The organism is Salinicola sp. V024, from assembly GCF_052645315.1.
Genome location: NZ_JBQXYB010000012.1, coordinates 73229 through 86452, shown reverse-complemented (window position 1 = coordinate 86452; position 13224 = coordinate 73229). Strand labels below are relative to the sequence as shown.

The following is a 13224-nucleotide window of genomic DNA, read 5'->3' as shown; positions in this document are numbered from 1 at the left end:
CCTCCGCGCTACAGACGCCCCTCGAGCGCCGCCATGAAGAGGCTTTGATACGCGTCGGCATCGAACGGGATCGGGTTGCCGCCGGCGGAAGGATCTTCGATCGCCATGCGCCCGACGAGCTCGGCACGGGAATCGTCGATGCCCAGTTCCGCCAGGGTATGGGGGATTCCCAGATCCTCGCGCAGCGCCAGCACCCAGTCGATGACACCAGCGGTGCCTGACCCCGGAAGGTCGAGATACCGGCTCAGGCGCATCATCGGCTCGCCGATCGCCGGGGTGTTGGCACGCAGCACGTAGGGCATGATCACGGCGTTGAGCAGGCCATGATGGGCGTCGAACAGCGCCCCCAGCGGGTGCGCCAGCGCGTGCATCGCGCCCAGTCCGCGCTGGAACGCCGCGGCGCCCATCATCGAGGCCGTCAGCATGTCGAGCCGCGACTCGAGATCGTTGCCATCCCGATAGGCCCGCGGCAGCGCCTCGCGAATCCGGCGCATGCCCTCCACTGCGATGCCCTCGGCCTGAGGGTGATAGCCGGGCGCGCACCACGCCTCGAGACAGTGGGACAGCGCATCCATGCCGGTAGCGGCGGTAATCGGTGCCGGTAGCCCCTGGGTCAGGGCGGGATCGAGAATCACCGCTCCCGGCATCATTCGAGGGTGAAAGATGATGCGTTTGACGTGGGCCTTTTGATCGGTGATCACCGAGGCGCGTCCGACCTCCGAACCGGTACCCGCCGTGGTGGGCACGGCCACCACCGGCAGCACGGCGTCGGCCTCGGCATGGCGCCAGTTGTCGCCGCGATCTTCCAGCGACCACAGCGACAGGTCGTCCCGTTGGCGCGCCATCAGCGCCACGGCCTTGGCGGCGTCGAGCCCCGAGCCGCCGCCGAAGGCAATCACGCCGTCGTGGTTGCCTTCGCGGAAGGCGCGGATGCCGGCGGTGACGTTGTCGCCGGTCGGGTTGCCCTGGATCTGGCTGAAACAGCCGACCTCCAGCCCGGCATCGCGGCACTGCTCCAGCGCCTGATCCACCATCGGCAGCGCCGCCAGCCCCGGGTCGGTCACCAGCAGCGGCGCGCGCATGCCCAGCGAACGGCAGGCCTCGGCCAGTTCGGCGATGCGGCCCGCGCCGACGAGAATGCGGGTGGGGTAGTTCCAGTCGGCGACCGTGTCGAATGCCGGCCGGTCGTTATCCAATCGACTCATGACTCTCTCCTGTATTGTCATCCGAGCTGTCGTTCGAGCGACCCCCTGACCGGGCCCTCGGCGCATCGCTCAGGCATGTTTGAGATGGAAGGATTTGGGCCGCGTCAGGGTGTCGTAGCCCAGCCGTGACAACGAGCAGCCGCGCCCCGACTGCTTGACCCCGGTCCACGCCAGTTCCGGGTCCAGGTAATCGCAGCGATTGGTGAACACGGTACCCGCCTCGAGCCGCGCCGCCAGCGCCTCGCCGACGGCGATATCGCGGGTGAAGACGGCCGCGGTGAGGCCAAAGTCGCTGTCGTTCATCAGGCGCACCGCCTCGTCGTCGTCGGCCACCGTCATGATGCCTACCACCGGTCCGAAGCTCTCCTCGCGCATGACCCGCATCGAGTGGTCCACGTTGGTCAGCAACTGGGGCGCCAGATAGGCGCTTCCCGGCGTGGACAGGGGATACTCGCCGGGGTCGATCCACGCCTTGGCCCCGGCGGCCACCGCTTCCTCGATCTGCCCGCGCACGAAGTCGGCGGCGGCGGGCCGAACCATTGGCCCCAGCGTGGTCCGGGGATCGGTGGGATTGCCCAGCTCGAGCTGGCGCACCCAGGCTACCGCCCGCTCGATGAACGCCTCGCTGATGTCGCGATGGACGTAGATGCGCTCGATCCCGCAGCAGCTCTGACCCGAGTTGAAGAAGGCGCCATCCATGACCCCGTCCACGGCGGCGTCCAGATCGACATCAGCACGGATATAGGCCGGATCCTTGCCCCCGAGCTCGAGGCCGGTGGCGATGAACCGCCCGGCGGCGTTGCGCTCGACCATCGCGCCACCGCCGACCGAGCCGGTGAACGAGACGTGATCGATCCGAGGATCGCGAATTAGCGCCTCGGTGTCGGCATGGGCCAGGTGCAGGAACTGGAACACCCCCTCGGGCAGGCCGGCGGCCTGGAACGCCTCAGCGATTCGCTCGGCGCACAGCGGCGTCTGCGCGGAGTGCTTGAGGATCACCGCGTTGCCGGCCATGATCGCCGGCACGATCGCATTGACGGCGGTCATGAAGGGGAAATTCCACGGCGCCACGATCAACGACACGCCCAGCGGCTCGCGGGTGATGTAACGGGTGAAGCCCGGTTTCTCGGCCAACCGGATCGGCGCCAGCGCTGACTCGGCCAGCGCGATCATGCCCCGGGCGCGCTCCTCGAACCCGCCGATCTCCCCGCCCGCCGCGGCGATCGGCCGGCCCATCTGCCAGGTCAGCTCCTCGGCGAGCCGGTCGCGCCGCGCGACGAAGGCATCGACCATCGCCGAGCAGTGACGCGCCCGGGTCTCGAGCGACGTCTGGCGCCATTCGCGCTGTGCCGTCACGGCACCCGCCACGCAGGCCTCGATGTGCGCCGCATCGGCCAGCTCGCGTTCGACGTAGACCGTTCCATCCACGGGGGAAATCGTGCGTTGTAGGGTCATGATCCGGCTTTCTCCCTCTCAGTGAAGTCGCGTAGGAAACCTTGAAGACGCGTCATGAGCGAACGCAGGTCGCCCACGGCCGGAGCGCAGGATCCGGAGCCTACTCCAGTAGGTGAGGAATCCGAGCACCGCCCGTGTGCGAGATGCGGAGCGCAATAGCGTATTCATGGTTTCCTCAGATGATCTCGAAGTACCGATCCAGCTCCCAATCGGTTATATGCTGCCGGAACTGACGCTCCTCCCACTCCCGCGTGGCGGCGAAATGCTCGACGAAGGCGTCGCCGAACAGTGTCCGGGCGGCGTCGCTCTGCCGCAGCCGTCCGGCGGCCTCCCAAAGTGTCCGGGGAAGCATCTGATGGGGCGGATGGGTCAGGGTGTAGGCGTTGCCCTCGACGGCCGCGTCGGGTTCGAGGCGCTGCTCGATACCGTAGAGACCGGCGCCGATCGCCGCCGCCAGCGCCAGATACGGGTTGGCATCGGCACTGCCGAGGCGATATTCGACCCGCTGGGACTTGTCCGACCCAGGGATGACGCGCAGCGCGCAGGTGCGATTCTCGACGCCCCAGGTGGCTTCGGTGGGCGCCCAGAAACCGGGAATCAGCCGTGAGTAGCTGTTGATGGTGGGCGCGAACATGGCTAGAAACTCCGGCATCAGCTTCTGCTGCCCGGCGACGAAGTGGCGCTGGGTATCGCTCATGCCGTGGGGCTTGTCGGCATCGAAAAAGGCGGAGTGACCGCTGTCGCGCTCGTTCAGCGAAAGGTGGATATGCCCGCTCTGGCCGGGATAGTCCGGCGACCACTTGGCCATGAACGTGGCCATCAGGTTGCGGCGCTGGGCCCATACCTTGGTGAAGGTCTTGAACAGCGCGCCCTTGTCGCCCGCCAGCAGAGCGTCGTCGACGCCGATCGCCGCTTCCAGCACACCGGGGCCGGTTTCGGTGTGCAGGCCCTCGATGGGGAAATCCATGGTCTCCGCCAGCGCCAGCAGCTCATGGTAGATCTCGCTGTGCACGGAGCTGCGCAGCATCGAGTAGCCCATCATGTCCGGGGTCAGCGGCTTGAGATTGCGAAAGCCCTTTTCGCGCACCGACTCCGGCGTCTCCTGAAACAGGAAGAACTCGTACTCCAGCGATCCCTGCACCTCGAACCCCAGCGACTCCGCCCGGGCCAGCACGCGCTTGAGCAGGCCCCGCGGGCAGATCTCGCTGGCCGCGCCGTCGAATTCCGCCAGGAAGAGCAGCATGTCGCCCTCGAACGGCAGATCGCGACAGCTCTCCGGCACGATCTTCAGCGCCGCGTCCGGGTAGCCGGTGTGCCAGCCGGTGTACTGCACGTTGTCGTAGAGTTCGTCCTTGCTGTCCCAGCCCAGCACCACGTCGCAGAACGAGAACCCCTTGTCGAGCGCATCGAGAAACTTGTCGCGCTGCATGTACTTGCCGCGCATGACGCCGTCCATATCGAACATGCCCACCTTGACGTGGCTGAGACCTCGCGCCTCGACGATCTTGCGCGCCTGCTCGACGGTGCTCACTGCTCTGGCTTGCAGATGACTCATGACCGTTCCTCGCTGACTGTGGGGATGACGCTCAGGGTTTGGCCGCGCGATCGGTACCACCGGCGCTGCGCTGCTGGTCGCGCTGCTCCATGGCGAACTCCTCTTCCGGCGACAGGATCAGGCGGTGGCGACCGACCAGTGCAAAATAGAGGATGCCCACCGCCAGCCAGGCGGCGACGCCGATCACGCCGATGCGATAAGTCCCGTCGCTGAGCTGGAAGTAGATCGTCACCAGCGCGATGACGATGGTCGCCCAGGCGCCCGGATTGCCGAACGGGCTGCGATAGGGACGCTCGATGTGGGCATGGTGCTTGCGCAGCAGGATGAAGGAGGCGGCCTGGGCGATGTAGGAGCACATCGCCCCGAACACCGCCATGTTGAGCAGGGTGCCGCCGATCACCGCCGAACCCTCCTGCATGCCGAAGGCGAAGAAGCATATCAGCATGATCACCATGCCCATGATCGCGCCGCTGATCATCGCCACGTGCGGCGTCTTGCGGGTGCCGTGGGTCACCGACAGGAAAGTCGGGAAGTAGCCGGCGCGGGAGAGCGAATAGATCTGCCGCCCCTGGGCGAAGATGATGGTATGGAAGCTCGCGATCAGCCCGATGATCGCGAGCAGCGACAGGAACTTCGCCGTGCCGCTGCCGTAGATCGCCTTGAAGCCATCGAGCAGCGGCTCGCCGGACTGCCCCAGGGCATAGGCGCCGACCCCGACCACCGAGGGATTGAGGAACAGGATCATCGCCGCCGAGACGATCAGCGTGGTGATGCCGAGCAGGATGCCGCGCGGCATGTCGCGCCGCGGGTCGACCGACTCCTCGGCGGCCAGCGGCAGCTGCTCGATGGCCAGAAACAGCCATACGGCGAAGGGCATCGCCGCCAGCGCGCCGCCGATCCCCATCGGCAGGAACGGGCCATGGCCGCCCTCGAGCTCGCCGCCGCCCGGCGCGATGTTGAGCGCCCAGGTCGAGAAGTCGAGATGGGTGAAGGCGCTGAACCAGAACACCAGCAGCACCGCCAATGCCAGCAAGGTGACGGAGAGCGTCACCTTGAACGAGAGTTCGACCCCGACGATGTTGAGCCCCACGAAGACGATGTAGCCCAGCAGCCACCACACTGGCTGGAACGCCGGCCCGGTCTCGAAGATGCCGCCCAGATAGGCGCCGATGAAGAAGACGATCACCGCTGGCGTGAGCACGTACTCGACGTTTTCGCACAGCCCGGTGACAAAACCGCCCCAGGGCCCCATCGAGGAGCGCGCGAAGGAGTAGGCGGCGCCGGTATGCGGCAGCGCCGGCGACATCTCGGCGATACAGAACGTCAGGCCCAGATACATGATGGCGATGATCACGGTGGCGATCACCATGCCGCCCCAGCCCCCCGAGGCGAGCCCCAGATTCCAGCCCGAATAGTGGCCGGAGATCACCGCGCCCACCCCCAGCGCCCACAGCGACCAGGGCCCGGCGTGACGGCGCAGGCCGCGTTTCTCGAAGTACTGGGTATCCTGCTGCTTGTAGGCGATGCCACTGGCGGGTTTATCGTGGTTTGTCATTGTTGTCTCCACTGGATCGAGTCATCCAACGTCGCGATCCGCTGCCGTAACCGCTCCGAATCTTCCCCGAGTCCCCTCGAGTGGCGACGGAGCGACGCCGGCATCGTCTGACCGCGTCCGCTTCGAGTCTGATCACGATGCGCGCGGAAAGGCAATCTCGATCAATGCCACCCAACGCGACGCTATCGGAAAAATCGATAGCGACCGAAAAGCGACCCGGGACTGTCGCGATCGAATCAGTCTATCCGCACCTGCTCGGCGACCTGAGGCAGGTGATGGCGAAGTTCGGCGAGAAAATGACGCTGTAGCAACCGCCGCGCTTCCGTTGCCAGCTGCACCGGCAGGTCGCGCAGCTCCTCGCGGCGTGCCACCAGCGTCAGCTGGCGAATCAGCGGCGCCAGCGGCAGCGGCTCGATGCGAAGATGCAGCCGGTCGAGGCCGGCCTGATAGAGACATAGCGGCGTGGTGATGGTCCAGCCGGCCCCGCCGTCGACCAGCCGCAGCAGGGCAAAGGTGTTGTCGAGATGCAGCTTCGCCGGCAGCTCCACGCGGTTGAGACGCAGATGCCGCTCGATGCTCTGGCCGATCAGCGACTGCGTGGTATAGCGGGCGAAGTCGAGCCGTCGCGACAGCGCCGGCAGGCTGTCCACCGGCCCCGTCCAGTCGCCGGGCAGCACCAGCACGAAGGGCTCGGCCAGCAGTGCATGGCGCTCGAGGCCGTTGTAGTCCTCGAGCTGGTCGTCGGAGATGATGATGTCCACGTGGCGCGTGAGCAGCGCATGGCCGTGCATGTGGGACAGCCCGGTGGTCACGGTGTAGTCGCTGGTGTGGCGGCGTATCGCGGCGATCAGCGGCTGCCCCACCGCGGTGGCCAGGGAGTCCACCAGCGCCATGCGCACCTGATGCAACTGACGAAAGGCGCCGGAGTCGAGTTCGCGCCGGGTCGCCCGCGCGGTGTCGAGCATGCGGCGGGCGCGATCGTAGAAGATGCGCCCGGCGGCGGTGGGTTCCAGCGGCCGCGCATGGCGTTCGATCAACGCGATGCCCAGAACCTCTTCCAGCGTCGCCAGACTCTGGGAGACGGAGGACTGCTTCAGCCCCAGGGCCGCCGCCGCCGCGCTCTGACTGCCACGGTCCAGCGTCTCGACGAAGATTTCCATGCTCCGGAGATCGAAACCAAAGCCGCTGCGCATACGCGTCATGCTCCCTGCAGGAGGCCAATCGTGCCTCGAGGATACAACGACTCGAAGCCGGGAAAAGGGTGGTGTAAGGTTCGGCCCACGCTATCGACAGCCTGTCGTCTCGGAGAACTCCATGTCCCACGCCGGTTCCGACCCCGCCCGCTCTCGCGGCGCTGATTCAGCCGCCCAGACACGCGGCGCTGGTCCAGCCGCCCGCACCCGCGACGCTGGTTCAGCCGCCCAGACACGCGGCACTGGTCCAGCCGCCCAACCACGCGGGCTGGCGCGCCTGCCCGACTTCCTGCGCCTGACGCGGCTGGACAAGCCGATCGGCACCTGGCTTTTGATGTGGCCGACGCTGTGGGCGCTGTGGCTGGCCGCCGACGGCCTGCCAGATCGGGCCACGCTGATCATCTTCGTGCTCGGGGTCTATCTGATGCGCGCCGCCGGCTGCGTGGTCAACGACTACGCCGACCGCCATCTCGACGGCCACGTCAAGCGCACCCAGTCGCGGCCGCTGGCGACCGGACGCATCAGCGAGAAGGAAGCCAAGATCCTGTTCGCGGGCCTCGTGGTGCTGGCTTTCGTGCTGGTCTGCCTGACCAATCTCGCCACCGTGCTGCTCTCCTTCGTCGGCGTCGCGCTCGCCGCGATCTACCCGTTCATGAAGCGCTACACCCATCTGCCCCAGGTGGTACTGGGCATGGCGTTCTCGTGGAGCATCCCCATGGCGTTCATGGCGGTCAGTCGCGACGTGCCGCTGGAAGCCTGGCTGTTGCTGGTCGCCAATGTCGCCTGGACCGTGGCCTACGATACCCAGTATGCAATGGTCGATCGCGACGACGATATCAAGATCGGGATCAAGTCCACCGCGCGACTGTTCGGCCGTTGGGACAAGCGGATCATCGGCCTGCTGCAGCTGGCGACGCTGATACTGCTGGCCTGGATCGGCGTGGAGCAGACGATGTTGGGCGGATTTTTCTGGCTGGGGCTGGCAGCGATGGCGGCAACCTTCGTCTATCAGCAGTGGCTGATCCGAGAACGCGAGCGCGACGCCTGTTTCCGCGCCTTCCTCAACAATTTCTGGTCGGGGCTTTTGCTGTTCGCGGGGCTGGTGCTGACGCTGTGGCCGCCGGTCTGATGGAAACGAAACCGACCCGACTGGCACCCCTGTCATATCGCTGTCATATTTTCACGATGTAATCGTCACCGTTCTGTCACGGCCGGAAACCATCCACAACGCGTCAATCGCATCACGCGGCATGGTCATCCGGCGGCTCACCCGAGGCATGCGCATGAGCTCCAAGACCGTACTCATCGTTGACGACGAAGCACCGATCCGCGAGATGATCGCCATCGCCCTGGAAATGGCCGACTATCGCGTGCTCGAGGCGGACAACGCCCAGACCGGCCACGCCATGGCGCTGGACCAGAAGCCCGACCTGATTCTTCTCGACTGGATGATGCCCGGTACCAGCGGCATCGAACTGGCACGCCGGTTGAAGCGCGAGGAAGCCACCGCCGAGATGCCGATCATCCTGCTCACCGCCAAGGGCGAGGAGGACAACAAGGTGCAGGGGCTGGAAGCCGGGGCCGACGACTACATCACCAAGCCGTTTTCGCCACGCGAGCTCGTCGCCCGGCTCAAAGCCGTGCTGCGCCGGGCGACACCGCCAGGCATCGAGGAAGCGGTCGAAGTCGAGGGATTGCGTCTCGACCCTTCCAGCCATCGCGTCACTTCCCACGGCGGCGCGCTGGAGATCGGCCCGACCGAGTACCGCCTGCTGCAGTTCTTCATGACCCATCAGGAGCGCGCCTACACCCGCAGCCAGTTGCTGGATCAGGTCTGGGGCGGCAATGTGTACGTGGAGGAGCGCACCGTCGACGTGCATATTCGCCGGCTGCGCAAGGCGCTGGGTGAAGCGCATCAGCATCTGGTCCAGACCGTGCGCGGCACCGGCTACCGTTTTTCGACTCGGGAGTAAGTCAGCAAGTGCGCTACTGGATCAACGAACTGTGGCGTCTGGGTTACATGCTGTTCGGACTGGGCGCGATCGGCCTGCTGCTCGGCGAACTGGGCCACAATTTGCTCGCCGGACTCGGCTGGGGGCTGGCCGCCGGGCTCGGGCTCTACGTCTTCCTGCATTTGCGTCACGTGCGCAAGCTCTATATCTGGCTGCTGAAGAACCCGCGCGAGGCGCCACCGCCCGGTACCGGCGTGTGGGGCGACCTGTTCGACCGCCTGTACAGCTACCAGAAGGCCCAGACCCAGTTGCAGGGACGTCTGCGCGATATCCTGCGGCGAATCCAGGACTCCTGCGAAGCGATGCGCGACAGCGTGGTGATGCTCGACTCCCGAGGCGACCTCGACTGGTGGAACAGCGCTGCCGGCGACATGCTGGGCCTGCAGGCCGACCATGACCGCGGCCAGCCGATCACCAACTTCCTGCGCGATCCGCGCTTCATCGCCTATTTCGAGTCGGGTGACTACCGCGAGCCGCTGCTGATTCCCTCGCCGGTTCAGGCCAATCACAGCCTGCAGTTCCATCTCACCCTGTTCGGCGACAACGAACGCCTGCTGATGGCCCGCGATGTGACCCGGCTGCATCAGCTGGAGATGATGCGTCGTGACTTCGTGGCCAACGTCTCGCATGAATTGCGCACGCCGCTGACGGTACTCGCCGGCTATCTCGAGACCTACTCGGATCATGCCGGCCAGCTCCCCGAACGCTGGCAGCGAGGGTTCGGCCAGATGCAGGCGCAGACCACGCGCATGCAGAATCTGGTCGAGGATCTGCTGCTGCTGTCGCGCCTCGAGATCGACAGCCCCAACAATGATCGCGAAACGCTGGACGTGGCGACGCTGCTCGCGGGCATTGCCGCCGATGCCCGCGAGTTGAGCACCGAACGTCACCAGTTGACGATAGAAGCCGAAGAGCCGCGGCAGCTGCTGGCGAATACCAAGGAGATCCGCAGCGCCATCTCCAATCTGGTGTTCAACGCCGTTCGCTACACGCCGGAGGGCAGCACCATCACGCTACGCTGGAAGCCGTGGCACGACGGCGCCGCCATCGAGGTCGAAGACGATGGCGACGGTTTCGACCCCATTCACATCCCGCGCCTCACCGAGCGTTTCTATCGCGTCGACAAGGGCCGCAGCGCCGACACCGGCGGCACTGGCCTGGGCCTGGCCATCGTCAAGCACGTGCTGCTGCGCCACGAGGCGACGCTGGAGATCGTCAGCCGCCCGGGGCTCGGTGCGCGCTTTCGCTGCGTGTTTCCTGCGTCGCGTCTGGCAGCGGCTCCCGCTCGCCCGACTTCGGTATCGCCCGATACGCCGGCCTGACGCTCCCGCTTTTCGGGTTTTCCGCGCTTCCCTCTCCCTTCCCTCTCGATTGTCTTTCGCTCTTCTCTCGCTCTTCTCTCGCTCTCCTCTCAATCTGGATCGTCATCGGCCGATAGTGGATTCCTCTAAATCATCTAAATGAATCGCACTTCTCACGATCAACAAGGATCCCCCCGATGACGATGCGGCAGAAACTCTGGATTACGGTCGGCCTGATGTGGCTGGGCATGCTGATTTTGGTGGGCTGGATGGCCCTGGAGAAGCGCGAGACGCTGATGGCCGAACGCGTGAACAGCCTCAAGAGCTTCGTGGGTAGCGCCCAGACGCTGGTCGAGCGCTATGCCGAGCGCGCCGCCAACGGCGAGTTCTCCACCGAAGCTGCCCAGAACTTCGCACGCAGGAATCTATCGGCGCTGGATCTCGACGGCAGCTATGTCTATGCCTTCGACAGCAATATCCATCTGGTCTATCACCCCAAGCGTGAGATCGGTAGCGACATGAGCGACTTCCGCGACGATAACGGGGTCTATTTCTATCGCGAACTCAAGGCGCTGGCGGACTCGCCCGACGACGGTACCCTGGAGTACACCTCGACCAATGCCGACGGCGAAGACGTGTCCCGCCTCAACTACGTCCGCTACGTGCCCGAGTGGGACTGGTACCTCGCCGCCAACGTCTACATCAGCGACATCCAGCAGGCGTTCTGGGCCGGCGTACTCAAGATGAGCCTCATCGCCGGGGTCATCGGGGCGATCATCACGCTGATCATGGGCTGGGTCATCCGTAACGTGCTGGGCGATCTCGGTGGCGACCCGCGCCAGGCCCGCGATGCGGTCAAGGATATCGCCCAGGGCGATCTCACCACACCGCTGAACGTGCGCTCGGGCGACGATCGCAGCCTGCTCGCAGCCATCGAGGGGATGCGCGCTCATCTGGCCGCATCGATGACCGATATTCGCCACGCCTCGACCACCATTACCGTCGGTGTGGGCCAGATTCACAACGGCAACCAGGATCTGGCGGCGCGGACCGAGCAGCAGGCCGCGTCCATCGGCGAGACCGCCTCCAGCATGGAAGAACTGACCCAGACCGTGCGCCAGAACGCCGACAACGCCCGCCAGGCCAGCGGCCTCGCCGGCGAGGCGCGCACCACCGCGACGGAGGGCGGCGAGATGATGGATCAGGTCGTCTCGACCATGCAGGGCATCACCGACAGCTCACGCCAGGTCACCGAGATCGTCGGCGTGATCGACTCGATCGCCTTCCAGACCAATATCCTGGCGCTCAATGCCTCGGTCGAGGCCGCACGGGCCGGCGAGCAGGGCCGGGGTTTCGCGGTGGTCGCCAACGAAGTGCGCACGCTGGCCAGCCGCAGCGCCGATGCCTCCCGCGAGATTCGCCAGCTGATCGATGCCTCCAATCGCAAGATCGATGCCGGCTCGGAGATCGTGGCGACGGCAGGCGACACCATTCGCCGCGTCGTCCAGTCCGTGGCCCGCATGACCGATCTGATCGAGGAGATTTCGGTCGCCTCCGGCGAACAGTCCAACGGAATCGATCAGGTTAACGAAGCCGTGGTGCAGATGGATCAGGTGACCCAGCAGAACGCCTCGCTGGTACAGCAGGCTTCCGCCGCCGCCTCCACGCTCAACGCGCAGGTGGCGACGCTGGAGCAAGCTCTGGCCGGATTCAAGGTCGCCAATGTCGAGTATGGCGACCTGATGACACGCTACCGTTCGTCGCCGACAGCGGCCATGACATCGGCCACGGCCACGACATCAGCCACGACATCAGCCACGGCGGCGTCATCGACGCCCAAGCTGGCACCGATCCCAGCGCCGAGTACGGCATCGCCTTCCCGACCGGCACGAGACGATAACGACAACTGGGAATCTTTCTAGGTCGGGGACAGAACCTGGCTCGGATCCAGGCGCTCGTTGCCGCCACCGTTCCCCCCGCCACCGTTTCTCCCGCCATCAGATCGGGTTATGGTGGCGGCATCCCGCGATACGGAGCTTCACCGGTGCCGACGACCCTGCCGACAACCCCCGCTTTCTTCTCCTGGCGCCGCCTGGTCGGCGCCACTGCCTTTGTGCTGCTGTGGTCGTGTGCCATCGCCGGCGTTCGCGCCGACACCGCTCGTATCGATACCATCCCGATCACCTTTCCCGATAGCGTGCAGCAAGGCTCGATGGTGATCGGTCGCGTACCGCCGGGCAGTCAGGTGACAACGGCCGGGCACGATCTTCGCGTCACCGGCTATGGCACCGTGGTGTTCGGGGTGGGCCGCGATGCCAGCGGCGCCGAGACCGTCGATATCACGACGCCCGACGGGCGCAGTCGCCAGATATCGGTGGCGATCACGCCGCGGGACTGGCCGATCGAGCGCATCGACGGCGTGCCGCCCAAGACGGTCTCGCCGCCACCGGAGATCGCCCAGCGTATCCAGCGCGAACAGGCCGCCGTGAGTGCCGAGAGGGCGCGTAATGACGATCGGGTGGGCTTCGCCCAGCCTTTCATCTGGCCGGTCAAAGGCCGCATCAGCGGGCGCTTCGGCAATCAGCGGATCTACAACGGCACGCCGGGGTCAGCGCACTCGGGGATGGACATCGCCGCCGCCGAGGGCACGCCGGTCAAGGCGCCGGCCAGCGGCGTGATCACCTTTGCCGACGACCTCTATCTGACCGGCGGTACCGTGCTGCTCGACCACGGCTACGGTATCAGCTCCAATTTCCTGCATCTGTCGCGGATCGATGTGCAGGTTGGCGACAGCGTCGAACAGGGCGAGGTGATCGGCGCGGTGGGTTCCACCGGCCGCGCTACCGGCCCTCATCTGCACTGGGGCATGAACTGGTTCGATACCCGGATCGACCCGCTGCTGGTACTCGAACGAACTCAGTAGGCGCTGGCACTCGAACGGACTCAGG

10 protein-coding genes are annotated in these 13224 nt (G+C 65.8%); 5 read left to right on the top strand and 5 right to left on the bottom strand.

The genetic code is table 11. The features are described 5' to 3' along the window. Positions 1 to 8: 8 nt before the first annotated feature. From ACUN9V_RS15855 to ACUN9V_RS15835, 5 genes are all read right to left on the bottom strand, one after another. A complete protein-coding gene (locus ACUN9V_RS15855; RefSeq protein WP_445512101.1) occupies positions 9 to 1205 on the bottom strand; it encodes an iron-containing alcohol dehydrogenase in 1197 nt (398 codons plus the stop codon). 69 nt (positions 1206 to 1274) lie between these two features. After that, on the bottom strand, positions 1275 to 2660 hold the full coding sequence (locus tag ACUN9V_RS15850) for an aldehyde dehydrogenase family protein (protein ID WP_445512100.1): 1386 nt from the start codon (positions 2658 to 2660) through the stop codon (positions 1275 to 1277). Between the two features lie 175 nt (positions 2661 to 2835). Further along, positions 2836 to 4215, bottom strand: a complete 1380-nt coding sequence (locus ACUN9V_RS15845) for a glutamine synthetase family protein (RefSeq protein ID WP_075561534.1) — start codon at positions 4213 to 4215, stop codon at positions 2836 to 2838. A 31-nt stretch (positions 4216 to 4246) separates the two neighbouring features. After that, positions 4247 to 5770, bottom strand: coding sequence for an amino acid permease (locus tag ACUN9V_RS15840; RefSeq protein ID WP_445512099.1), 1524 nt, complete (start codon positions 5768 to 5770; stop codon positions 4247 to 4249). A gap of 236 nt (positions 5771 to 6006) precedes the next feature. Then, a complete protein-coding gene (locus tag ACUN9V_RS15835) occupies positions 6007 to 6963 on the bottom strand; it encodes a LysR family transcriptional regulator (protein WP_445512098.1) in 957 nt (318 codons plus the stop codon). 121 nt (positions 6964 to 7084) lie between these two features. Between ACUN9V_RS15835 and ubiA the strand changes: the two genes are divergently transcribed. The 5 genes from ubiA (at position 7085) to ACUN9V_RS15810 (ending at position 13199) form a co-directional block, all read left to right on the top strand. Beyond that, complete coding sequence (gene ubiA / locus ACUN9V_RS15830) at positions 7085 to 8092, top strand: 4-hydroxybenzoate octaprenyltransferase (RefSeq protein WP_445512097.1); 1008 nt, start codon at positions 7085 to 7087, stop codon at positions 8090 to 8092. A 154-nt stretch (positions 8093 to 8246) separates the two neighbouring features. After that, a complete protein-coding gene (phoB, locus tag ACUN9V_RS15825) occupies positions 8247 to 8936 on the top strand; it encodes a phosphate regulon transcriptional regulator PhoB (RefSeq protein ID WP_445512096.1) in 690 nt (229 codons plus the stop codon). 8 nt (positions 8937 to 8944) lie between these two features. Beyond that, positions 8945 to 10297, top strand: coding sequence for a phosphate regulon sensor histidine kinase PhoR (gene phoR / locus ACUN9V_RS15820; protein ID WP_445512095.1), 1353 nt, complete (start codon positions 8945 to 8947; stop codon positions 10295 to 10297). A gap of 176 nt (positions 10298 to 10473) precedes the next feature. Next, positions 10474 to 12198, top strand: coding sequence for a methyl-accepting chemotaxis protein (locus ACUN9V_RS15815; RefSeq protein WP_075561529.1), 1725 nt, complete (start codon positions 10474 to 10476; stop codon positions 12196 to 12198). 122 nt (positions 12199 to 12320) lie between these two features. Continuing rightward, positions 12321 to 13199 carry a M23 family metallopeptidase gene (locus ACUN9V_RS15810; protein WP_445512094.1) on the top strand — a complete coding sequence of 293 codons (879 nt, stop codon included), beginning with the start codon at positions 12321 to 12323 and terminating at the stop codon, positions 13197 to 13199. Positions 13200 to 13224 lie beyond the last annotated feature (25 nt).